This window comes from Nocardioides sp. JCM 18998 (assembly GCF_055391535.1).
This window is the reverse complement of the sequence record NZ_AP043886.1, coordinates 1385971-1408999: the sequence shown is the minus strand read 5'-3', so window position 1 is coordinate 1408999 and position 23029 is coordinate 1385971. Positions and strand designations below refer to the sequence as shown.

Genomic DNA, 23029 nt, shown 5'->3' with positions numbered 1-23029 from the left:
AGCCGTCCCTACCTCGACCGCTGCGGTCACGCGATCGGCAACAGCGGGCACTCCTTCACCGCGGCCGCCGACACCCAGCCCCCGGCGCGTGCGCACGGTGGGCGGCGGCGAGACCGTCCATCAGGCCTGACCCTGGTCGGTCGGTGGTGCGGGAGGGCCGAGTCGGTGGTGCGGGAGGGCCGAGTCGGCGGAGAGCCGAAGGCCCCCGCTCCGGACGGAGCAGGGGCCTTCGAGATGTCTCGTCAGAGACGGGGGATCACTCGCCCGAGATGAACTGCTCGAGCAGGGCGCGACCCTCGGTGTCCTCGATCTGAACCGGCGGGCTCTTCATGAGGTAGGCCGAGGCGGCGATGACCGGGCCGCCGACGCCGCGGTCCTTGGCGATCTTGGCGGCGCGGCAGGCGTCGATGATGATGCCGGCGGAGTTCGGGGAGTCCCAGACCTCGAGCTTGTACTCGAGGTTCAGCGGGACGTCACCGAACGTGGTGCCCTCGAGGCGGACGTAGGCCCACTTGCGGTCGTCGAGCCACGCGACGTAGTCCGACGGACCGATGTGCACGTTGCGGTCGTCCTTGAGGCCGGCCAGCGGGCCGGTCAGGTTGGACGTGACGGCCTGGGTCTTGGAGACCTTCTTGGACTCGAGACGCTCGCGCTCGAGCATGTTCTTGAAGTCCATGTTGCCGCCGACGTTGAGCTGGTAGGTGCGGTCCAGCCGGACGCCGCGGTCCTCGAACAGCTTCGACATCACGCGGTGGGTGATGGTCGCGCCGACCTGCGACTTGATGTCGTCGCCGACGATCGGGACGCCGGCGTCCTCGAACTTCTTGGCCCACACCGGGTCGGAGGCGATGAAGACGGGCAGCGCGTTGACGAAGGCGACCTTCGCGTCGATGGCGCACTGCGCGTAGAACTTGTCAGCCTCCTCCGAGCCCACCGGGAGGTAGGAGACGAGCACGTCGACCTGGTTGTCCTTGAGGACCTGGACGACGTCGACGGCCTCGGCGGCCGACTCCTCGATCGTCTGGCGGTAGTACTTGCCCAGACCGTCGAGCGTCGGGCCGCGCTGGACCTCGACGTTCGCGAACGGGACGTCGGTGATCTTGATGGTGTTGTTCTCGGAGGCGTTGATGGCCTCGGAGAGGTCCTTGCCGACCTTCTTGTCGTCGACGTCGAACGCGGCGACGAACTCCACGTCACCGACGTGGTACTCGCCGAACTTGACGTGCATCAGACCGGGGACGGTGCCCGACGGGTCGGCGTCCTTGTAGTACTCAACGCCCTGGACGAGGGAGCTGGCGCAGTTGCCGACACCCACAATTGCTACACGAACCGAACCCATCAGGGGTCCTTCCTTTCAGTGGTGGTGGTGACTTCCGCACCTGCAAAGCCTGGTGAGGTGGGATTCCGCTCGGCGTCGATGAGTCCGGAGAGCCATCGAACCTCGCGCTCGACCGACTCGACACCGTGGCGCTGAAGCTCCCCGGCGTACTGGTCGACCTCCTTCTGCGTCAGCGAGAGCTCTCGCTGGATGCGATCGAGTCGCTCCTGGAGTCGGCTGCGGCGCCCTTCGAGGACGCGTAGGCGGATCTCCATGTCGGTGCGACCGAAGAAGGCGAAGCGGATGTCGAAGTTGTCGTCCTCCCAAGCGGTGGGGCCGACCTCCGTCATGAGGTGCTCGAACTCACGGTGACCGGCCTCGGTCACCTGGTAGACGATGCGCGGGCGACGCGTGACGGGAGTCAAAGCCGTCGCTGTCTCTTCGATGAGATGTGCCCTGAGCATCTTCTTGAGCGTGGGGTAGAGCGAGCCGTACGACAGCACCCGACCCCATCCGAGCATCAGATTGAGCCGCTTGCGCAGCTCGTACCCGTGCATGGGGCCCTCGTGCAGCAGTCCGAGGACTGCCAGCTCGATGGTCTCGGCGCGACGGGTCATGCGACCTATCGTAGCGATATATCCGAGTGTTGCGAATCCCCGGTACATCGGAGTGTCGTGACCGGGTCGCCTGCTGCTCGTGAATCTGTGATATCGGGAGGCCTTGCGTACCCTCGTCGGGACGCCTGACCCCCAGATCCTGGAGACGTTGACTCGTGAGTGGTACCCGCGCATCCCGGCCGAAGCAGAAGACACCCAAGAAACCGCTGACCCGCAAGCAGAAGGTCCGGCGCGCCCTCAAGTGGTTCCTGCTGGTCTGCCTGGCCGGCGTCGTGGTCGTCGCCGGGCTCGCCGTGATCGCCTACAACACGACCGACATCCCGGACCCCAACGCGGACTTCAAGACCCAGACGTCCTACATCTACTACGCGGACGGCAAGAACAAGATCGGCCAGTTCGCCGAGCAGAACCGTGACTCGATCTCCTACGACGAGATGCCCGAGGACGTGAAGAACGCGGTCGTCGCCGCCGAGGACCGGACGTTCTGGACCAACCACGGCATCGACCCCAAGGGCATCCTGCGCGCCGCCTTCAGCAACGCGAAGGGCGGCGCCACCCAGGGCGCCTCCACCATCACGCAGCAGTACGTGAAGATCCTGTACCTGAACCAGGAGCGCACCTACTCCCGCAAGGCGAAGGAAGCGATCCTGTCGCTGAAGATCCAGCGCCAGATGAGCAAGCAGCAGATCCTCGAGGGCTACCTCAACACCATCTACTTCGGTCGCGGCGCGTACGGCATCCAGGCGGCCGCCGAGGCGTACTTCGACGTCCCGGCCAGCAAGCTCGACCTGCGCCAGTCCGCGGTCCTCGCCTCCGTGCTGAACAACCCGACCCAGTTCGACCCGGCCAACGGCAAGGACAACCGCGACGCGCTCAAGGGCCGCTACTCGTACGTCCTGTCGGGCATGGCCAAGGCGGGGAAGATCACGCCGGAGGAGGCCACCAAGGCCGCCTCCAAGCTGCCGGCCTTCCCGAAGCAGCACACCTCCAACGCCTACGGCGGGCAGAAGGGTCACGCCCTGACCCTGATCAAGAGCCAGCTGCTCAAGCTCGGCTTCACCGACGAGCAGATCCAGGGCGGTGGCCTGCGCGTCACCACCACGCTGACCCAGAAGGCGATGAACGCGGCCGCCGACGGCGTGGCGGAGGCCAAGCCCGAGGGCTTCGGCGACAAGGAGCTGCACATCGGCGTCGCCACCGTGCAGCCCGGCACCGGCGCGCTGCTCGGCTTCTACGGCGGCCAGGACTTCCTCAAGTCGCAGATCAACTGGGCCGCCTCGGGCGGCATGGCCGGCTCCACGATGAAGCCGATCACCCTGGCCACCGCGCTGGAGGCGGGCTACTCGCTGAAGTCGACCTTCGACGGCAACTCGCCGTACACCTTCACCGGTGGCCTCGAGGTGCACAACGAGGGCGAGCAGGCCGGCGAGGCCAACGGTCACTCGTACGGCTCCTCGGTCAACGCCGTCTACGCGCTCGAGCAGTCGATCAACACCGCGTTCGTCGACATGTCGGACTCGATCCCCAACGGGCCGAAGAAGATCTACGACAACGCGCTCAAGATGGGTCTGACCCCGAACGACGCGAACCCGGACCACCCGGGCATCCCGTCGACCACCGTCGACCTGCTGCCGGACGACTCGCTGATCACCCTCGGCAAGGCCCGGGTCAGCCCGATCAACATGGCGAACGCGTACGCGACGATCGCCGCGGGCGGCAAGCGCGCCAACGTGCACGTGATCTCGAAGGTGACCGACCAGAACGGCACCATCCTGTACAAGTATCAGAACGACACCGAGCAGGCGATCCCCGAGGACGTCTCCGACGACGTCTCGTACGCGCTGCAGCAGGTTGTCAAGGACGGTACCGGCCGCGCCGCGCTCGCGCTGGACCGCCCGGCCGCCGGCAAGACCGGCACCGCGACCGCGCCCAACTCCGACGGTGTCGGCACGCACGTCTCGTCCGCCTGGTTCGTCGGCTACACGCCGCAGGCCGCGACCGCCGTCATGTACATCCGTGGCAAGGGCAGCGAGGCGCTGGACGGGTGGATGCCGTCGTACTTCGGCGCCGACTACCCGGCGCGCACCTGGCTCGCGGTGATGAAGGCCGACATGGACGGCCTGCCCGTCGAGGACTTCCCGCCGGCCGCCAACGTCACCGGGACGCCGCCGTCGGACGGCCACGCGCCGCTGCCGAGCTTCACGCCCAACCCGAAGCCGTCCAAGACGCCCAAGCCGTCCAAGACGCCCAAGCCCTCGTCGACGCCGAGCCACCAGGCTCCGCCGCCGGTGGCCAGCTCGTCGCCGGCCGCGCCGCAGCCGAGCGAGACCGCCGGAGGGGGCAGCGGCGACTGTGGCCTGCTGGGCTGTGGCGGTGAACCCTCGACGACGCCCGGGCAGACGGTGACCGCCAACCCGTAGGCGGGTCGACTCGCACGGTGCGGCGCTGCGCCAGAGCTCATCCCTCGCTCGCGCAGTCGCTCGCTTGGTCGCCTAAGATCCGACGCATGCCTGGCCACGTCGACGCACCCGCGCACGAGGACCGCGTCGTCACGACGCTCAGCGAGAGCATCGGCGGCCCGATCGGCGATCACGCCGGTCGGCGCCGCTGGCTCGCCCCGGTGGGCTGGCTGCTCCTGCTCACCTCGCTGATCATGGCGCTCGGCATGGTGCAGAAGACGGACTGCTACCGGCACACGTGGACCAACAACGACACCCGCTACACCCACATGTGCTACTCGGACCTGCCGTACCTCTACACCGGGCGCGGCCTCGCCGAGCTCAAGTGGCCCTACAGCGACGACGCCGACACCCGGTCGCGCTACCAGGTGATGGAGTACCCCGTCGGGATCTCGTACTGGGCCTGGGGGACCGCCTGGGTGACGCACTGGCTGTCGGGCTCGCCCGACCTCGCCGACCGGGCGAGCCAGTCCCCGGACAACCTCTGGGGTGAGGCAGGGGTGCTCAAGGAGATCCGGCTCTTCGTCGTCGTCAACGTCCTCGGCTTCACCGCGATCGCGCTGCTGGCCTGCTGGCTGATCGCCGGGGTCAACCGCAAGCGACCGTGGGACGCGGCCGCGTTCGCGCTCTCCCCGGCGCTCCTGCTGACCGGCTTCATCAACTGGGACCTGCTCGCCGTCGGCTTCGTCGCGGGCGCTTTGTGGGCCTGGTCGCGCGGGCGGCCGGTGCTGACCGGCGTGATGATCGGCCTGGGCACCGCGACCAAGCTCTACCCGCTCTTCCTGCTCGGCGCCCTGCTGGTGATCTGCTGGCGCAAGCGCATGTGGTACGAGTTCGTGATGGCGACCGGATCCGGCGTGATCGCCTGGGTGCTGTTCAACCTGCCCGCGATGCTCAACGGCGGCGTGGCGCAGTGGAAGGTCTTCTGGACGTTCAACAGCAGCCGCGGCGCCGACCTCGGCTCGTTGTGGCTGGCGGCCCAGTCGGTGACCGGCCACACGTTCACCCCGCACCAGATCAACGTGTGGTCCTGGGCGCTCTTCGGCGCCTGGTGCGTGGGCGTGCTCGTCGTCGGGATGATGGCGCCGCGTACGCCGCGCTTCGCCCAGCTCGGCTTCCTGATCGTGGCCGGCTTCCTCATCGTCAACAAGGTCTACTCGCCGCAGTACGTCCTGTGGCTGCTGCCGCTCGCCGTGCTGGCCCGCCCGCGCTGGCGCGACCAGATCATCTGGCAGGGCACCGAGGTCCTCTACTACGCCAGCGTGTGGTGGTACCTCGGCGGCCAGCTCACCGCGGGCGACGGCTCCAGCACCCCGTTCTACTGGCTCTTCATCGTGCTGCGCGTGATCGGCGAGCTGTACCTGGCCGCGATGATCCTGGGCGACATGTACGCCCCGCAGGACGACCCGGTCGCCCGTGCCGAGGACGAGGAAGAGTTCCGTCTGGGCGCCGCCAGCGACCGGGTTGGCGATCAGTCGAGCGAGATCTCGTCGAACGTGGTGGTGGTGTAGCGCACCCGTACGTCCAGCTGGTCGCCGACCTGCGGTGCGCGAGCGCCGTGGGGAAGCAGCAGCATCGAGGCCTGCATGTGCGGCGGCTCGGCGAAGAAGAGCTGCATGCCGTCGAGCAGGTACGGGGAGCGGACCACGCCGACCGCGTCGAGGCCGCCGCGGGCCGCCGCCGACGCCCGGGCCCGCAGGCTCGACTCGCCGGTCGGAGCGCTGAGGCCGAGGCCGTGCGCGGTGCCGCCGCTGGCGACGACCAGGTGGCCCGGCCGCAGCGCGTGCCGGCCGCGGTAGCCGTACGTGTCGCCGCGATCGATCGGGTGCACGTCCTGGACCGTGGCGGTGACGGTGAGGGCGCCCCGATCGCCGAGCCACAGCGCCGTGCCGATCCGTGGGCGGATCGTGAGGTCGGCGTACTCGCTGCGGAGGGTGGCCAGCTCGGCGGCGGTGAGGTGGCTGACCCACACCACGTCGCCCTCGCCGGCGCCGGCGCCGATGACGTCGGTCATCAGGCGACGCGCCTCGGAGAGGTTGCCGCTGTGCCCGGAGGTCGAGCCTGTCGAGACCATCGGCAGGTGGAACGAGAAGCCCTCGAGGCGGGCGCGGTTGCGGGCCAGACCGGCCAGCGCCCACAGCTCCTCGGCGGACAGGCCGTGGCGGCGCATCGACGTCATCCGCTCGAGGACGACGCGGGCGCCGGGCTGGCGGGCCAGCAGCTCACCCAGGTCGCCGGGTCGCGAGACGGTGTGGATGACCCGCTTGGCGAGCGCGGCGTCGAGGTCGGGCTCGTAGGGCCGCCACGGGGTGAGCACCACCATGTCGCCCGCGAAGCGGCTGGCGACCTCGGGCAGCTCGGCGTAGGTCCCGACCGCGAGGACGTCGCTGCCGAGCCAGTCCGCGCGCCGGGCCAACCGGGCGACGGTGAGGCCGTACCCGTTGCCCTTGGCCACCGGCACCAGGCCGGGGGTCTGCTCGACGACGGAGCGGAGGTGGGCGCGCCAACGGTCGCCGTCGACGGTCAGGCGGAGCGTCACTTGGAGCCTCCTGCGCGGCGGGTCATGTAGAGGTCGAACGCCTTGTAGATCGCGGGGCGCAGCGGGAGGTCCCACTCGCCGACGTACTCGACGGCCTGGCCGCCGGTGCCGACCTTGAACTGGATGAGCCCGACGTGGGAGTCGCCCGCGTCGAGCGTGGGGGTGATGCCGCGCAGGTCGTACACGTGGCAGCCGTGAGCGAGGGCGGAGCGGATCATGGCCCACTGCAGCGCGTTGGAGCCGCGGACCTCGCGCTTCTCGGTGGAGGAGGCGCCGTAGGAGTACCAGGCGTGACCGCCGACCCGGACGAGGATCGTCGAGGCCACCAGGTCGCCCTCGTGGCGGGCCAGGAAGAGGCTGATCCGGTCGTCCTCCTCGCCGCTCATCGCGGCGAACATCGTGCGGAAGTAGGAGAGCGGGCGCGGGGTGAAGTGGTCGCGCTCGGCGGTATGGACGTAGAGGTCGTGGAACGCCTTCAGCGCGTCCTCGAAGGCGGCCTCGCCGGCGCCGGCGGGCGTGACCACCGTGACCTCGACGCCCTCCTTGTCGGCCTTCTTGATGTTGCGCCGCCACAGCTGGTTCATCCCCTTGAGGACGTCGTCCTCCGTACGGGGGTTGCCGTCGTGATCCACCAGCGGGATCTCGAAGGTGTACTGCGGCTGGCCCGCGCCGAAGCCGTCCTCCGGTGACTGCAGCCGCCAGCCGGCGCTGCGGAGCTGGGAGACCACGCGGGCGCCGATGTCGTTGCGGTGCGTCGGCGGGATCTGGCCGAGGCGCTGGACGGCCTCGTCGGCGATGCCCTGCTTCACCTGGTCGGACGACCACGTCGCGGTCGGGACCGGCGGGCCCATCCGGACGCCGAACGCGCCGTTCTTCTTCAGGTGTGTGGTGAGGGGGTCGAGCCACTCGTGCAGCGGGCGGGACCAGTCGGCGGTGGGGCCCTCGGGGAGGTACGCGAGCGTGTAGCGCTTCAGCTTCGGCACCGGCCGGTGCAGCACCAGGGTGGCGCCGATCAGACGCTGCTCGCCGTCGGCGTCCTCGAAGAGGCCGAGCGACTCCGAGCGCCACTCGGTCTTCACCCGCGCCCACGCGGGGGTCTGCAGGAAGCTCGCTGAGGAGCGGCTCCGGATGAAGGCGAGGTGCTCCTCGCTGGACAGGACCCGGACGCTGACACTCACCTGCGGAAGGTTACCTGGGGCCGGACGTCATACGTCCCCCTCCGTGAGTGGTCACGCTCCGTATGACGTCTTGCCAGGCGTGAGTCCCAGGCCGGCCGCGATCTGGTCGAAGAACTCGTCCGGTCGCAGCCGGAGCCCGAGCAGCGGCAGGCGCAGGACGGTGTCGCCGTCGAGGGCGAGAGCGTTCTGCCGGAGGGCATCGCCGACGACGTTCTCCGCCCACGCGTGATGGATGCCGTCGACCTCCACCACCAGGTGGTAGTCGGGCCAGTAGAGGTCGAGGTAGTAACGGCGCTGACCATCTCGGCGCAGGACCTGTCGTGCGGGCTCGGGGAGACCGCGGCGCCGGCACTCGCGTGCGACGTCGATCTCACCGAGCGCCCGTGCGCCGTCGAGCAGCTCGTTGAGGACCGAGTGGATGAGGCGGCGCCGCCGATCACGGCGGATCTGAAGCGCCTTCTCGCCGAGCTGCTCCGGCGAGGCGATGCCCTGCTGCGCGACCAGGGCCAGGACGTAGGTCGCGGCGCGGTCGGTGCGCGCCCAAAGCGCGGCACGGATCGCCGCCACCGCGGGCTGTGTCCTCGGGACCCCGAGGTCGACGATGTCCTCGCTCTTCCATCGGCGGGTCTGCCGGATGTCGTACGCCCGCGTCCTCCTGATCCGGGCGCCCCGGGGAACCGACACCCGTACGGCGTCGTCGTCGAACCGCTCGAGCCCGGACGCGATCAGTGCCGTGGCGCCGTCGAGGCAGGCGCGCGGGCCACCCTGGAAGACGGCCGCCCAGTGATGGCTCTCCGTCGCGAGTGGCCCGGTGTGCAGGCAGACCGACTGATCGCCGATCCGCTGCCAGCGCCCGATCGCGATGTGGTGGCGGACGGCCCAGCGGGTCATGCCGGCGGCGTACAACTGCCTTCGGCTGACGATCGAGGCCTGGCGCTCGGCGTGGATGAGGACAGCGTCCGGGATCTGCATCCCTCGAGGGTCGGCGTGGGCGACGTAGGACGGAAGACCTCCTCGCGCGGCTGTGGATAGCGCTGCGTGACGGCTCGCCTGTGAGTCGGAACTGGCTCGCCCGGGACGTCATACGAGCCGTGCCCACCTGCGGGGCCCGACGTATGACGCTGCCCTCAGAGTCGGTCGCGGAGCCAGGCGAAGTCGGCCCGGTGCTCCTCGGCTCCGCCCGGGGTCTCGCAGACGACCGGCGCGTCGGCCTCGCGGATCACGGCGGCGAGGAGGTCGGGGTCGATCCGGCCGGCGCCGAGGCTGGCGTGGCGGTCGGCGCCGGAGTCGAAGTCGTCACGGCTGTCGTTGCAGTGCACCAGGTCGATCCGACCGGTGATCCGGCGCACGTCGGCGACGACAGTGTCGAGCGCGTTGCCGCCCGCGTGCGCGTGGCAGGTGTCGAGGCAGAACCCGACCATGTCCGCCTGCTCCTGGCCCGCGATCGCGTCCCAGACCCGGCCGATCCGGTCGAGGTAGCGGGTCATCGCGTTGTCGCCACCGGCGGTGTTCTCGATCAGCAGGGGCAGCTTGAGGTCGGTCGCCTCGATCGCCTTGCGCCAGTTGTCGAACCCCTTCTCGGGATCGTCGTCCTTGTTGACGTGCCCGCCGTGCACGATCAGGCCCTTGGCGCCGATCTCGGCGGCCGCGTCGACGTGCTGCTGGAGCAGCTTGCGGCTGGGGATCCGGATCCTGTTGTTCGTGGTCGCGACGTTCACGATGTACGGGGCGTGCACGTAGAGGTCGATCCCGGCGGCCTCCGCGTCGTCCTTGAGACCGGCGGCACCACCCGCGTACGCGAACTCGGGACCCTTGTAGCCCTGCGGGTCGCCCAGGAAGAACTGCACCAGCGAGGCGCCGCGGGCCTTGGCCTCCGCGATCGGGTCGGACTGGTCGACATGGGCACCGATGAGCATGCGACCAGCCTAAAGTGCCGGTATGACGGTGCAGCGATGACCGGGGCGCTGATCGTGGTGGCCGCCCTGCTCACCGTGGCCGGGCTGGTGTTGCTGCGCTCCGCCCGGTCAGCGGGTGAGGATGCGCGCGATCGCCACGCCCGAGAGCGCGATGGCGGCGCTGAAGCAGAGCGCCGCGCCCCAGAGCCGCGGGCCGGCGCCGGCGACGGAGGCGGTACGCGGCTGCGGTAGCGCCAGCCCGTCCTGCAACGGCAGCGCCCGCTGGGGGAGCCGGTCCGGGATCGGGATCGAGCCGTCCCATGCCGGCAGCGCGAGGGTGCGCAGCTCGACCAGCGCGGCCGCGGCCGAGGCGGGTCGCTGCTCGGGATCGGACCGGGTCAGTGCGATGAGCAGCGGCGCGAGGGTGGCCTCGGCGGGCACCGGGGCGGCCGGGTCGCCGGTGAGGAGCTGGATCGCGACCCTGCCGACGGCGTAGAGGTCGGAGCGGGGATCCGGCGGGCCCCCGGCCTCCTGCTCGGGGGGCATGTAGCCGTCGGTGCCGATCCCTCCGGGCGTACGGGTGAGCCGCGGCTCCTCCCGCGTCGCCGCGACCCCGAAGTCCGCCAGCCGCAGATGGGGTCGGGCGTCTCCGGTCGCCTCGAGCAGCAGGTTGGCCGGCTTGACGTCGCGGTGCACCACCCCGGCGGCGTGGACGGCGGCCAATGCCTGGAGCAGCTGATCGAGCAGGAGCCCGACGAGCGGTTCGGGCAGGGTGCCATGCTCGGCGAGCAGGTCCTGGACGGACCCGCCGCGGACCAGGTCCATGGTGAGCACGACCAGGTCGTCCTCGGCGGCCCAGCCGGTGGGCGCGACGACGTGTCGGTGCGGGATCCGCAGGCCCTGCTCCCGGACGAAGCGGAGCAGCATCGAGCCGCTGCGGGCGGTGAGCACCTTGACCGCGAGCCAGCCCTGCGTGCGCTGGTCGTAGGCCCGCCACACCGACCCCATCGCGCCCACGCCGATCTGGTCGACGAGCACGTACCGCCCGGCGATGGGATGCTGCCGGCTCCCGGGCCCGCTCTCCATGGCTTGAGAGTAGGACTAGCGTTGCCGCGTGCGGACGAACTGGGCGGGAAGCCACATCTATCAGGCCACCGAGGTCGTCACGCCGAGGAGCGTCGACGAGATCCGCGATCTGGTTGCCCGGACCCCGAAGGTCCGCGCGCTCGGCAGCAGGCACTCCTTCACCGACCTCGCCGACACGACCGGGGTCCAGGTGGCGCTCGACGCCCTGCCCATCGAGGTCGGGACCGCCAAGGACCATGTCCGAGTCTCCGCCGGGGTGCGCTACGGCGACCTGGCGACGCTGCTGGCGCCCCGCGGCCTGGCGCTCGCCAACCTCGCCTCTCTGCCCCACATCTCCGTCGCCGGCGCGGTGGCCACCGGCACCCACGGGTCGGGCCGCCGCAACGGCTCGCTGGCGACCTCCGTACGCGGCCTCGAGCTGGTCGACGGCCGTGGCGAGCTGGTCCGGCTGACCGGCGCCGACCTGGACGGCGCCGTGGTCGGCCTCGGCCTGCTCGGCATCGTCACCGCCGTCGAGCTCGCCGTCGAGCCGGCCTTCGACGTGACGCAGGTGGTCTACGAGGGGCTGCGCTGGGACGCGCTGCTCGCCGACCTGGACCCGGTGCTCAGCTGCGCCTACTCCGTCTCCGTCTTCACCCACTGGACCGGCGAGGAGGTGGGCCAGGTCTGGGTGAAGTCCCGGGACGCGAGCGACGAGGACGGACCGGCGGCGCTGGCCGCGGCGGGTGCGCGGCCCGCGCCCGAGCAGCGGCACATGATCGCCGGGATGGGAGTGGAGAACACCACCGCCCAGCTCGGCGTCGCCGGCCCGTGGCACGAGCGGCTGCCGCACTTCCGGATGGGGTTCCTGCCGAGCGCGGGGGAGGAGCTGCAGACCGAGTACTTCGTGCCGATGGCCCGGGCGGGCGAGGCGCTGGAGGCCGTACGGGCGCTCGGGGAGCACTTCGGCGACACGCTGCTCGTCACCGAGCTGCGCACGGTGCGCGGCGACGACCTGTGGCTGTCGGGCGCGTACGGCACCGACGTGCTGGCGATCCACTTCACCTGGCAGCGTGATCCCGACCGGGTGGGCCCGCTGGTGGCACGGCTCGAGGAGGCACTGCTCCCGCTGCAGGCCCGCCCACACTGGGGCAAGGTGTTCCAGGCGGGCGCCGCCGCCCTCGCACCGGCCTATCCGCGGTGGGACGACTTCCGTGCGCTCGCCGACCGGATGGACCCCGAGGGCCGCTTCCGGAACGCCTGGACCGAGCGGCATCTGGGGATTTAGGCAGCGTCGCCGGGGCTTGATAGCCTGACGCGTCTCCGTCTGTCCTGTAGGCGGAGACACCGCACAGCCCTCCTGCCATGGAGAGACCATGGCCGCTGAGTCCGTAGGAGGTGGAGAAGCTATGCGTGCATACGAGGTCGTGGTCATCCTGGACCCGTCCACCGACGAGCGCACCGTCGCCCCGTCGCTCGACAAGTTCCTCAACGTGGTTCGGAACGACGGTGGCACCGTCGAGTCCGTCGACGTGTGGGGCCGTCGTCGTCTGGCTTACGAGGTCAAGAAGAACGCCGAGGGCATCTACGCCATCGTCAACCTGACCGCCGAGCCGGCCACCGTCAAGGAGCTCGACCGCCAGCTCACGCTGAACGAGTCGATCCTCCGCACCAAGGTCATTCGCCCCGGCAAGTGACCCCCTCGTCCTTGTCGGTCCCGTGCTGTTTGATGGGCCGGACAAGGACGTAGATCAGAACGAGACCTAGGGAGACGCCATGGCTGGCGAGACCATCATCACCGTGATCGGCAACCTGACCGACGACCCGGAGCTGCGCTTCACGCCGTCGGGCGCCGCGGTCGCCAACTTCACGGTGGCCTCGACGCCGCGCACGCTCAACCGCCAGACCCAGCAGTGGGAGGACGGCGAGACGCTGTTCCTGCGCTGCTCGATCTGGCGCCAGGCTGCGGAGAACGTCGCTGAGTCGCTGACGCGGGGCACCCGTGTCATCGTCCAGGGCCGTCTCAAGGCGCGCTCCTACGAGACGCGTGAGGGTGAGAAGCGCACCGTCAACGAGCTCGAGGTCGACGAGATCGGCCCGTCGCTGACCTGGGCGACCGCGAAGGTCAACCGGGTCAGCCGCCAGGGCGGCCAGGGTGGTGGAGGCTTCGGCGGCGGCAACGCTGCCGGCGGCCAGGGCGGCGGCTTCGGTGGCGGCAACGCCCCGCAGCAGCAGTCCGCTCCCGCCAACGACCCGTGGGCGACCCCGGCTCCGCAGGCTCCCGCCCAGCAGGGCGGCGGCTACAGCGGTGGCCAGGGTGGCAGCTACGGCGGCGGCCAGGGCGGCAACACGGGTGGGGCTCCGGCCAACGACCCGTGGGGCGCCCCGGGCGTCGGCTCCGACGAGCCCCCGTTTTAACGCCCCTGCTCCGAGCTTGCTCGGGGCAGGCCCAGGCGGGAAGGTCGAGTAGCGCCACGGCTGAGCGAAGCGAAGCCGTGACGTGCGTATCGAGACCCCGTTCTGATCACAGTTCCACAGACCGAATCCCTCAACCATTCCGGCGTCAGCCGGGCTTCTAGAAAGGAAGCACCACAATGGCCAAGGCAGTGATTCGCAAGCCGAAGAAGAAGGTTTGCCAGTTCTGCAAGGAGAAGGCGACCGGCGTCGACTACAAGGACGCCACCCTGCTCCGCAAGTTCATCTCGGACCGCGGCAAGATCCGTGCTCGCCGAGTGACCGGCAACTGCGTCCAGCACCAGCGTGACGTGGCCATCGCCGTCAAGAACGCGCGCGAGGTCGCCCTGCTGCCCTACACGTCCACCGGTCGCTGAGAGGAGACAGAACCATGGCGAAGATCATCCTGACCCAGGAAGTCTCCGGTCTCGGCTCGGCGGGCGATGTCGTCGAGGTCAAGGACGGCTACGCGCGCAACTTCCTGCTTCCGCAGGGCGTCGCGATCCGTTGGACCCGCGGTGGCGAGAAGGAGGTCGAGAACATCAAGGCTGCGCGCGCGAAGCGTGCCGCTCGCGACCTCGACCACGCCGCTGAGATCAAGACCAAGCTCGAGTCCTCGACGGTGAACCTGAAGGTTCGCGCGGGCAAGGACGGCCGCCTCTTCGGCGCCGTCACCGTCGCCGACATCGCCGGCGCCCTCGAGGCGACGACCGGCGAGTCGATCGACAAGCGCTCCGTCGCGGTGAAGAACCCGATCAAGAGCCTCGGTGCCCATGCGGTCACCGTGCGCGTGCACGACGAGCTCACCGCTGCGGTGGCGCTCAACGTCGTCCCCGCCTGAGTCTTCTCGATCAGCACGGCTGCGGCCGGTCCCTCCGGGGATCGGCCGCAGTCGTCATTTCGGCCTGTCGTCTCCGGCCGATCCTCAGAAGCGTTCTGCGATGGCGTCGAGCCGGGCCACGTAGGCGACCCAGTCGTAGCCCTCGGGGACGTTGTCGCCGGGGCGTCGCCAGCCGACGGCGCCGTCCACGCCCTCGCGCAGGATGTCGGCCTGGCCGGCGTGCCGGGCCAGATCGAGGGTCACGTACGACATCAGCCGGCCCAGGGTCGCCTGCCGGCGGCTCTCCGGCCACCACGACACGGTGCCGGCGGCGTTGATCGGGCGCTCATCGATGGTCTCGTCGGCGAACTGCTGCACGCTGCGGTAGAGATCGACGACCTCGGCCGCCGTCTCCTCCGCGGTGGCGTACCAATCCGCCTGCGGGTCGTCGTCGTACGCCTCCTCGGCGATCAGCGCGCGGTGCTCGAACGTCCGGCCGAAGGTGGGGCCGAAGTAGCCGTACTCGATGTTGGCGGCGTGCTTGATGATCCCCAGCAGGCTGGTGCCGCTGGTCGTGCGCGGCCGGCGCAGCTCCCGCTCGGAGAGGCCGTCGACCTTGGAGAGCAGCGCGTCGCGCTGGGCCTGGAGGTCGCGCCAGAGGTGTCGCTTGAGGTCGCCGCCGTCGAGTTCCATGGCTCCACCATGCCTCATCGGCGGGTGAGGCGTCATCGCGTCATGGGGCGCCGGTGACCAGCCAGCGGTCGCCGTGGGCGCGGGTCGCGACCACGACCAAGCGAGCGGCCATGAAGACGAACGAGAACACCGCCCACACCCACACCAGGCCGCCGCCGAGGGTGACGGTCACAGCGAGGACCGGGACGTAGGCGGCCAGGGTCAGCAGTCCGCCGTACGCGAGGTAGCGGCCGTCCCCCGCACCGATCAGGACGCCGTCGAGGACGAAGACCACCCCGCAGATCGGCTCGGCGAGGGCGGCCACCAGCAGCACCGCGACCAGGCGATGGCGTACGTCGGGGTCATCGGTGAACAGCGCGCCGAGGACCGGGCTGGCCGCCGCCAGGAGCACGCCCCCCGCGATGCCGACGACGACACCCCAGCGGACCATCCGCCGGGTGGCCTCGCGCACCGCGCGCGGGTCGCCCGCGCCGAGCGCCCGGCCGGTGATGGCCTGGGCGGCGATCGCGATCGCGTCCAGCACGAAGGCGAGGAAGGTCCAGAGCGTGAAGGCGATCTGGTGGGCCGCCAGCGCCGTGGCCTGGCCGCCATGATCGGACCCGGCACCGGTGCGGCTGACCGCGTACGTCGTGATGAGCAGCGCGCAGCGCAGGGTGAGGGTGCGCACGACCAGGGCGACGCCGGCGCGGGCGGCCTGCTTGATGCCGGCCAGGTCGGGCCGCAGCGAGATCCCGTGCTCGCGCTGGGCCTTGCGGGTGACGACGGCGATGAGGGCCGCGGCGGCGAGGAGCTGGGCCAGCACCGACCCGAGGGCGGAGCCGCGCAGGCCGAGGCCGATGCCGTAGACCAGCAGGACGTTGAGGCCGATGTTGAGAACGTTGCCGGTGATCGCGACGACCATCGGCGTACGGGTGTCCTGGAGGCCGCGCAGGACGCCGGTGGCGGCCATCATCAGCAGCAGGGGCGTGATGCCGAGCGCGGCGATCCGCAGGTAGGTGGCGCCCTGGGCGGCGACGTCGTCGTCGGCACCGGCGAGGCGGACCAGCGGATGAGCGAGTGCGATGCAGGGCACGGTGGCGAGCGCGCCGATGATCACCGCCAGCCACAGCCCGTCGACGCCCTGAGCCAATGCGCCGCGGAGGTCGCCCGCACCGATCCGGCGGGCGACGGCGGCGGTGGTGCCGTAGGCCAGGAACACGCAGATACCGGTGATCGTCTGGAGGACGACCCCGGCTACGCCCAGGCCCGCGAGCTGCGCGGTGCCGAGGTGGCCGACGACCGCCGAGTCGGCGATCAGGAAGAGCGGCTCGGCGACCAGCGCGAGGAAGGCCGGTACCGCCAGGCGCCAGATCTCCCGGTCCGCCTGATGGCCCCGCGCACGCACCCGGACACCGTAGTGGCTGGGCCCGCAGTTGCCTGCGCCAACGCACGTGGACGTCGGTTTGACGATCCGTGGAAAACCTGTGCATATGCATCCGGGCTATGCCGCCTGGGGCGATGGTCCCGGAAACGGCGATCGACCAGAGAGTGAACGGCGTCACACCTCGCAAATTTTCGGATCCACATGTTCACAGGTGCATTTCCGCAGGTCAATGGCCTCTTTGGGGGTTGCAGCGGCGTGTCGTGCACAGGCGTCTCCCCAGGCTGTGCACGTGTATCCCCGACTTGTCCACCGATGTCCGTCGGTTATCCCCAGGGCCTGTGGATAACCGGGTTATGCGCAGCGGTCCCGGACACGTAAGGTCGCGCGCAGTCGCCGGCGAACAGGACTGTCAGGGGTCACGGTTAACGTCACGCGTCACGAGGGTTTCGGCAGGTTGGGGAGGGTCGGATGAGCATCGCTGAGGATCGGGCGCAGAACGCTCCCGAGCCGCCGTTCGACGAGTGGGGCGACGGCCCGGCCGCGTTCGAGCCCGGCGAGCAGCGACGCTCGCCCAACGACCGCACGCCGCCCCAGGACATGGCCGCCGAGCAGTCCGTGCTCGGCGCGATGCTCATCTCCAAGGACGCCATCGCGGACGTCTCGGAGTCGGTGCGCGGCACCGACTTCTACCGGCCCAGCCACGAGACGATCTTCGACGCCATCATCGACCTCTACGGTCGCGGCGAGCCCGCCGACATGATCACCGTCGCCGGCGAGCTGCAGCGCCGCGGCCAGCTCGAGCGGATCGGCGGGGCCCCCTACCTCCACACCCTCGCCGCCAATGTCCCGATCGCCTCCAACGCCGGCTACTACGCCGAGATCGTCTCGGAGAAGGCGACGCTGCGCCGCCTGGTCGACGCCGGCACCAAGATCGTGCAGATGGGCTACGCCGGCGAGGGCGAGGTCAACGACATCGTCGACACCGCCCAGGCCGAGGTCTTCAAGCTCACCGAGAAGCGCTCCACCGAGGACTACGCGCCGCTCTCCGACATCATGGACTCGGTGCTCGACGAGATCGAGACGATCTCCAACCGCGACGCCGGTCTCTACGGCGTGCCGACCGGGTTCGCCGACTTCGACGACCTGACCAACGGCTTCCAGGCCGGCCAGATGATCATCGTCGCCGCGCGACCCGCCATGGGTAAGTCGACGCTGGCCCTCGACTTCTGTCGCGCCGCCTCGATCCACAACAACATGACCAGCGTCTTCTTCAGCCTCGAGATGAGCCGCGCCGAGATCACCATGCGTCTGCTCTCGGCCGAGGCGAAGGTCCCGCTCAACCACATCCGCAACGGCAACATGACCGACGACGACTGGAACAAGCTGGCTCGTCACATGCCGGCCGTCTCCGCGGCGCCGATGTTCATCGACGACAGCCCCAACATGACGATGATGGAGATCCGGTCGAAGGCCCGCCGGCTCAAGCAGCGCCACGACCTCAAGCTGATCGTGCTCGACTACCTCCAGCTGATGAGCTCGGGCAAGAAGGTCGAGTCCCGCCAGCTCGAGGTCTCGGAGTTCTCCCGTCAGATCAAGCTCCTCGCCAAGGAGCTCGAGGTCCCGATCATCACCCTGTCGCAGCTCAACCGTGGCTCCGAGCAGCGCGCCGACAAACGCCCGATGGTCTCCGACCTGCGTGAGTCCGGCTCCCTCGAGCAGGACGCCGACATGGTCGTCCTGCTCCACCGCGAGGACGTCTACGAGAAGGAGTCGACCCGCCCCGGCGAGGCCGACATCATCATCGCCAAGCACCGCAACGGCCCCACCCGGGATCTGGTCGTCGCCTTCCAGGGGCATTACTCACGTTTCGTCGACATGGCGCACTGACGCGTTCGTCGTTCCATCGAGATGCAGCGAATCTTGACCTTGCCCGCGACAAGTCCGACTCGCCGGCTCGATGGGTCTGTTCTGGTCAGCAACCTGGCGGCAGGCGTCGTGTGGCTCCTGCTGACAAAAGTCCTGTGGAGCGGCGCCCTCGGTGTCTTGAGGCAGGACTACATCGGGTGGCGTACGTCGTGGCGTGCAGCATCTTGTTCGCAGCCGTCTACGCGCGTGAGACGCTGAGCCGGCGGCAGGAGCTGCTCACCTGGCTCGGCCCATGGATGGCGGTCTGCATGCTGGTGTTCCTGGGGCGCTGGCCGACGGCGGCCTGGGGGACTTCGACTTCGGTGACTGGGTGTATGCGATAGCAGTTTCTCCGCTGCTGGCTGCGTTGGTGGGGATCCCCTACATCGTCTGGCAGATCGTGGCGCTGGTGATCAGACAACTCATCGCGTGGCGCTCAGGTCGGTCCGTCTCGCGTACCAACGCTGCTGCTCCGTTGACCCGTGGGAATCCCGGAGATCTCCATTGATCCACATGCCGCCGATGGCGCCGACGTCGGCGTGAGCCGTTCACCGGTCGTACTGACGAGAGCGGAGGTCGGCCAGCGCCTCGTTGATGTCGGGATGGGCGAAACGGAACCCGCTCTGGAGGAGTCGGGCGGGGACGGCGCGGCGCCCGGTGAGGGCGAGGGCCGGGTCGGTGCGCAGTACAAGTGCCCCGAGGCGCACCAGCGCCGCCGGCGTCGGTAGAGCGGCGGGTCGGCCGATGCTGCGGCGCAGCGCCGCCATCAGGTCGGCGTTGCGGGCGGGTTCGGGACCGGTCGCGTGCAGGACTCCGTGGAGCTCCGAGTCCGGCTCCAGGACGGTGCGGACGATGGCCAGCCAGTCGTCTATGTGCACCCAGCTGATCCACTGCGTGCCCGGACCGACGCGGCCACCGAGGCCCCACCGCGCCAGTCCCCACAGGCGATCGAGTGCCGGGGTGTCGTTGTCGAGCACGATCCCTGTGCGCAGGACGACCAGACGTTCGGCGTTGGCGCCCTCGACCGCGGACTCCCAGGCCCGGGCCACTCGCGCCATCTGGGGCGGGCCGTCGGCGGGCGACGCCGATTCATCGAGGACCATCTCGCCCGCGTCACCGTAGATCGCCAGCGTGCTGGCCTGCACCCACACCGGGACGCGAGCATCGAGGGTGCGGCTCGCCTCGACGAGCGCCCGTGTGGGGTCGACCCGGGAGGTCGTGAGCAGTGAGACGTTGTCTGCTGTCGGGCGGCGGTCCACCAGCTCGCCGGCCAGGTTGATGACCGCGCTGCCTTCGAGTTCCTTGCACCACGGTCCGACCGTGCGTCCGTCCCACTCGACCTGACGGTGCGGGCCGGATCGTGGGCGACGGGTCAGGACGACCACCTCGAAACCGGCAGAGGCGAGCTCGGTGCACAACCGACGCCCGAGCGCTCCAGAACCCCCTGCCACCACGACCTTCATGGGCAGAACCTACCCGGACGCGGCGGTGCCGCACCCGCCGCGAATGCTGAGAGGGCAGTGGGCGGACCTGCCCTCGGGGCCGGCCACCGTCGTCATGATTCGGCATGAATCGGCGCACTCGCGGACGCCATCCCAGGTGTGGAGCGCCTGCGCCCGACCGTGGACGCCCGACACTCTCGCGGTCGGCGCAGGAGGGCACCTTCCCAACGACCAGGCCGCGTTGAGTGCCGCTCGCCGGTGACCCGAACGCTCGACCCCCCCCCGGCGCCGGTCGGGCACGATGGGTCATCCGATAGAACGCGGCGCTCAACACCTTCGCCCTCACCTTCGAGGGCGCATCAACCCCCGTCGGGAAGCAAAGACGGCCAGCGATGACACCGGAGATCTGACAGTCCCGAGCCCAGCAGAAGTACCTCAACTCGCACGGATGGAAGACACCCATTGACCGCGACCAATCAGATCCAGGCCTGGATCGACGAAATTCTCCGCGGGAAAGATCGCCATGATCTTCTCCCTGACTTGTTCGTGAGCAACTGGTTTGCCTCTGCCGATCCACATGGGCGGGAGGGCTGGCCGGTTACCGAGTGCGTGGAGCTGTTCCTGTCACTTAGTGAGCACATCGGAGGCCGGTGGCCCGGCAGATTCTCGCTGGCCATGGGCATGGAGGACTCTGACTCGCTCCGCACGACGATGCCGGAAGAGGACGAGTTGCGCAGCGCGCGCGTCGACCCTGACTTGTATTTCTTCGAGCCTCAATATTTCGTGATTGGCGTCGATCGCGCCGAACGTTTCGCCAGCGGCCGAGCGAGTTTGGACGGAGTGAACCGAGCTTCGGGGCACGCTGTTGTTTTTGAATCCCGCGGATACGCCCAACGCGGGTACACAAACGTATTATGGCTCCATCACTGGAATAACAGCTAGTATGCTGGCCGGCATGTGGATATGTTGATGGTGAATCGAATCCTCGACGGTGGAGAGGGCGGGTTCACCCTCCTCGGCATGGGCGACGGGGTGATGCCAGCCGATCTGCCGGAGACGTCGCTGCTGATCGGTGACAGCGACACCTCATCGCTGGCCGTGATGACGACCGGTCGAACCCGCAGCCGGGTCGACTCGCGCCTGACGAGCGCGGCGCCTGAGCTGTCGGACGAGACGTGGATCGACGTCGTCGAGATCTCCGTCGACGAAGGCCCGGTCATGCTGACCGGACTCACGGAGTTCGAGGCGCTGCTGACCGTCATCCCGGACGAAGGCGCGCATCGGTTGCGCATCTCCCGGCGGACCGTCCCCAAGGGTGACGAACTGCTGTTCGAGGCGTGGCCGGCGCCGGTCGCGCCGGCGGTGGTGCACCGAAGCCACGTCCCCGAGCGCGATCCCCTCGAGCTCCTCCTGGAGACCGACGAGGCACAGCAGGTCTGGGCTACAACCCGGGCAATCGGCGAGACGGTCGACCGCGGCCGCGAGGCACTCACCGGAGAGCTCACCAGCATCACCGTCGTCGGCGAGGTCCACGCGAAGGGCCCGCACGCACTCCGCACCTTCGTGCAGAGCGGGGGCGGCTGGGACGGCGGATACATGGCCCGGGGTGCGGCGCAGTACACCGTAGGGAACGTGAACCAGGCATCCTGGAGCGGACATCCAGATGGGACAGGGGATGGCCTCGGGGGACGGAAGTCCGCGATCCGGCAGGTCATCCTCGAGCTGAATCGGAGGAAGGCGGCACGCAAGAGCTGGAACTGGGTCTCCCGCCCTTCGCAACCTGAGGATTCCCTGCTCGCCGCCGACTCCGTGGTCAGCATCGAGATCCTCGAGGAGACCGCGACGGATGCCGGGCCGGTGACCCGACTGCGGATCACCCACAGCGGTGTCCCGGTCGAGTTCGCCGCGGGCCTGGAGCTGTACTGGAACTGGCAGTTCCGGCTCTTCAACGTGAGGGGTCTCTGAGCGGCTCGTCCTTCTCCATCCATCGGCCCTTGAAGTTCGGGCTTGGCGCGGTCACCACATCGTTGAGTTCACGGGTGCCGACGACGTGATGGCATCCGCCGAGGCATGGGAGGGCGACGAGAGCGTCGCGGATACTGGCCGGAACGGCCACGTCATCGAGCGGAGCGGTGATGCGACAGCAGGAACTGGCTCAGCACCGAAGATCGACGAACTCGGGCTGCTGCGCTCCTTTCGTCAACGTTCCCAGCGGTAGGTCCGTCAATCTTCGGCGCGTCTCGACACCCGTCGACGGTGAGGTCGCGAACGACATCGCGCCTGGGCCGACCGACCACGGCCCAGGCGGAGATCTGTCCGCTAGGGGGTCTACTTCTTGACGGTGAGCGTGAGGGTGGTGCTGGAGCCGGTGGCGTAGCCGTTACCGCTGTAGGACACGACGATCTTGTGGTGTCCCGCCTTGAGCTTGGGTAGGACGAGGGTGGCCGTGCCGTTGGTGACGGTGGCGTGCGCGAGTGTCTTCTTGCCGTCCTTGGCGGTGACGGTGCCCGTTGGTCGCGGGCCGGCAGTGAAGCTGTTGGTGATCGTGACCTTCACCTTGGTCTTAGTCTTCTTGATCTTCTTCGGCGCCTTCGCGGTGGTGGTGCTGGCCTGCTTGGTCGTGGTGATGGTGCCCAGGGAGGCCGGGGTGCTGGTGGTGCAGGTGATCGCTGCGGGCAGGTCTTTGCCGCCGCTGGTGGGCACCAGATGGAAGGTGCCAGGCAGAGAGACCGAGTAGGTTCCCGCGGGGCCGGTGGCGAAGGCGCTGTTCTTGCCAGTGCCGTTGAACACCGCGGAGCCGTCGCCCTGGAGGGTCGGCTGCGTGAATGTGAGCGGGTCGGTGAACGTGGTCGGGCCCATGGCGACGGTGAAGTCGTTCGCGTGGCCCCCGTTGACGCTCATGCTGCTGAGCAGGGTGGCTTCGGCGGTGGGCACGGTCAGTGTCTCGGTGGAGGTGAGCAGGCCCGCAGGGACGGGGAAGCCGGCGGGGGCGCTCGTGGGCAGGAGGGCGACCTTGACCCCCAGAGTGAAGGTGTCGCTGAAGAGACCCGGGATGGCGCAGGTGTAGGTGGAGGTGACCGCGGCCGCGTTCGCGGGCTGAGTCACCAGCGCGGTGATGCCGCCGGCGGTGAGGAGGGCCGCGAGGCCGCTGCCGACTACCCGGGTAGCGGTGGAGGTGAGTCGCATCAGATTCCTTTGGTGTTGGGTTCGGTTGGACGGTCGTCGGGTCTGGTGAGTCGATGGTGCCGGTGATGCCGGTGATGCCGGTGAGCTCGGGCGGC

Annotated in this window: 21 protein-coding genes; 10 read left to right on the top strand and 11 right to left on the bottom strand. The window is 69.4% G+C overall.

Annotation, left to right across the window (positions count from 1 at the left end; genetic code table 11):
* Window positions 1-256: 256 nt before the first annotated feature.
* Complete coding sequence (locus ACZ5L9_RS06720; protein WP_464535366.1) at window positions 257-1339, bottom strand: inositol-3-phosphate synthase; 1083 nt, start codon at window positions 1337-1339, stop codon at window positions 257-259.
* On the bottom strand, window positions 1339-1935 hold the full coding sequence (locus ACZ5L9_RS06715) for a PadR family transcriptional regulator (RefSeq protein WP_464535363.1): 597 nt from the start codon (window positions 1933-1935) through the stop codon (window positions 1339-1341). The genes ACZ5L9_RS06720 and ACZ5L9_RS06715 overlap by 1 nt, the downstream gene beginning before the upstream one ends.
* Window positions 1936-2090: 155 nt before the next feature.
* On the opposite strand from ACZ5L9_RS06715, the gene ACZ5L9_RS06710 reads away from it, so the two are divergent.
* On the top strand, window positions 2091-4355 hold the full coding sequence (locus ACZ5L9_RS06710; RefSeq protein WP_464535359.1) for a transglycosylase domain-containing protein: 2265 nt from the start codon (window positions 2091-2093) through the stop codon (window positions 4353-4355).
* A gap of 86 nt (window positions 4356-4441) precedes the next feature.
* Complete coding sequence (locus ACZ5L9_RS06705; RefSeq protein ID WP_464535355.1) at window positions 4442-5905, top strand: glycosyltransferase family 87 protein; 1464 nt, start codon at window positions 4442-4444, stop codon at window positions 5903-5905.
* Here ACZ5L9_RS06705 and ACZ5L9_RS06700 read toward each other — a convergent pair.
* From ACZ5L9_RS06700 to ACZ5L9_RS06680, 5 genes are all read right to left on the bottom strand, one after another.
* Window positions 5866-6933, bottom strand: coding sequence for an alanine racemase (locus tag ACZ5L9_RS06700; protein ID WP_464535352.1), 1068 nt, complete (start codon window positions 6931-6933; stop codon window positions 5866-5868). The two genes, ACZ5L9_RS06705 and ACZ5L9_RS06700, sit on opposite strands and share 40 nt — an antisense overlap.
* On the bottom strand, window positions 6930-8111 hold the full coding sequence (locus tag ACZ5L9_RS06695) for a lipid II:glycine glycyltransferase FemX (RefSeq protein ID WP_464535349.1): 1182 nt from the start codon (window positions 8109-8111) through the stop codon (window positions 6930-6932). Before ACZ5L9_RS06695 ends, ACZ5L9_RS06700 begins: the two co-directional genes overlap by 4 nt.
* 51 nt (window positions 8112-8162) lie before the next feature.
* Entirely contained in the window at window positions 8163-9083 is a 921-nt protein-coding gene (locus ACZ5L9_RS06690) for a DUF559 domain-containing protein (protein WP_464535347.1), read from the bottom strand.
* 155 nt (window positions 9084-9238) lie between these two features.
* On the bottom strand, window positions 9239-10027 hold the full coding sequence (locus ACZ5L9_RS06685; protein ID WP_464535342.1) for a deoxyribonuclease IV: 789 nt from the start codon (window positions 10025-10027) through the stop codon (window positions 9239-9241).
* A gap of 108 nt (window positions 10028-10135) precedes the next feature.
* The gene (locus ACZ5L9_RS06680) at window positions 10136-11092 is read right to left on the bottom strand and encodes a serine/threonine-protein kinase (protein ID WP_464535338.1); all 957 of its coding nucleotides are present in this window, start codon (window positions 11090-11092) and stop codon (window positions 10136-10138) included.
* A gap of 28 nt (window positions 11093-11120) precedes the next feature.
* On the opposite strand from ACZ5L9_RS06680, the gene ACZ5L9_RS06675 reads away from it, so the two are divergent.
* The 5 genes from ACZ5L9_RS06675 to rplI all read left to right on the top strand — a co-directional run bounded on the left by ACZ5L9_RS06675 (window position 11121) and on the right by rplI (window position 14366).
* Window positions 11121-12359 (top strand): D-arabinono-1,4-lactone oxidase, encoded by a 1239-nt coding sequence (locus ACZ5L9_RS06675; protein ID WP_464535335.1) that lies wholly within the window; start codon window positions 11121-11123, stop codon window positions 12357-12359.
* 121 nt (window positions 12360-12480) lie between these two features.
* On the top strand, window positions 12481-12768 hold the full coding sequence (gene rpsF / locus ACZ5L9_RS06670; RefSeq protein ID WP_225286739.1) for a 30S ribosomal protein S6: 288 nt from the start codon (window positions 12481-12483) through the stop codon (window positions 12766-12768).
* A gap of 79 nt (window positions 12769-12847) precedes the next feature.
* On the top strand, window positions 12848-13489 hold the full coding sequence (locus tag ACZ5L9_RS06665; protein ID WP_464535333.1) for a single-stranded DNA-binding protein: 642 nt from the start codon (window positions 12848-12850) through the stop codon (window positions 13487-13489).
* Between the two features lie 176 nt (window positions 13490-13665).
* On the top strand, window positions 13666-13902 hold the full coding sequence (rpsR, locus tag ACZ5L9_RS06660; RefSeq protein ID WP_008355445.1) for a 30S ribosomal protein S18: 237 nt from the start codon (window positions 13666-13668) through the stop codon (window positions 13900-13902).
* 14 nt (window positions 13903-13916) lie between these two features.
* On the top strand, window positions 13917-14366 hold the full coding sequence (gene rplI / locus ACZ5L9_RS06655; RefSeq protein WP_464535331.1) for a 50S ribosomal protein L9: 450 nt from the start codon (window positions 13917-13919) through the stop codon (window positions 14364-14366).
* Window positions 14367-14450: 84 nt separating this feature from the next.
* On the opposite strand, the gene ACZ5L9_RS06650 is transcribed toward rplI, so the two are convergent.
* Both ACZ5L9_RS06650 and ACZ5L9_RS06645 read right to left on the bottom strand, forming a co-directional pair.
* On the bottom strand, window positions 14451-15038 hold the full coding sequence (locus ACZ5L9_RS06650) for a DinB family protein (RefSeq protein ID WP_464535328.1): 588 nt from the start codon (window positions 15036-15038) through the stop codon (window positions 14451-14453).
* Between the two features lie 40 nt (window positions 15039-15078).
* The gene (locus ACZ5L9_RS06645; RefSeq protein ID WP_464535325.1) at window positions 15079-16422 is read right to left on the bottom strand and encodes an MATE family efflux transporter; all 1344 of its coding nucleotides are present in this window, start codon (window positions 16420-16422) and stop codon (window positions 15079-15081) included.
* A gap of 447 nt (window positions 16423-16869) precedes the next feature.
* Here ACZ5L9_RS06645 and dnaB point away from each other — a divergent pair, with 447 nt between their 5' ends.
* Entirely contained in the window at window positions 16870-18288 is a 1419-nt protein-coding gene (gene dnaB, locus ACZ5L9_RS06640; protein ID WP_464535323.1) for a replicative DNA helicase, read from the top strand.
* A 566-nt stretch (window positions 18289-18854) separates the two neighbouring features.
* Here dnaB and ACZ5L9_RS06635 read toward each other — a convergent pair.
* Window positions 18855-19769: a TIGR01777 family oxidoreductase gene (locus ACZ5L9_RS06635; protein ID WP_464535319.1), complete on the bottom strand. Its 915-nt coding sequence runs from the start codon at window positions 19767-19769 to the stop codon at window positions 18855-18857.
* A 441-nt stretch (window positions 19770-20210) separates the two neighbouring features.
* On the opposite strand from ACZ5L9_RS06635, the gene ACZ5L9_RS06630 reads away from it, so the two are divergent.
* A complete protein-coding gene (locus ACZ5L9_RS06630; protein WP_464535316.1) occupies window positions 20211-20690 on the top strand; it encodes a hypothetical protein in 480 nt (159 codons plus the stop codon).
* A 27-nt stretch (window positions 20691-20717) separates the two neighbouring features.
* Window positions 20718-21713, top strand: coding sequence for a hypothetical protein (locus ACZ5L9_RS06625; RefSeq protein ID WP_464535313.1), 996 nt, complete (start codon window positions 20718-20720; stop codon window positions 21711-21713).
* Window positions 21714-22076: 363 nt separating this feature from the next.
* On the opposite strand, the gene ACZ5L9_RS06620 is transcribed toward ACZ5L9_RS06625, so the two are convergent.
* Window positions 22077-22934 carry an Ig-like domain repeat protein gene (locus ACZ5L9_RS06620; RefSeq protein WP_464535309.1) on the bottom strand — a complete coding sequence of 286 codons (858 nt, stop codon included), beginning with the start codon at window positions 22932-22934 and terminating at the stop codon, window positions 22077-22079.
* Window positions 22935-23029: the final 95 nt, after the last annotated feature.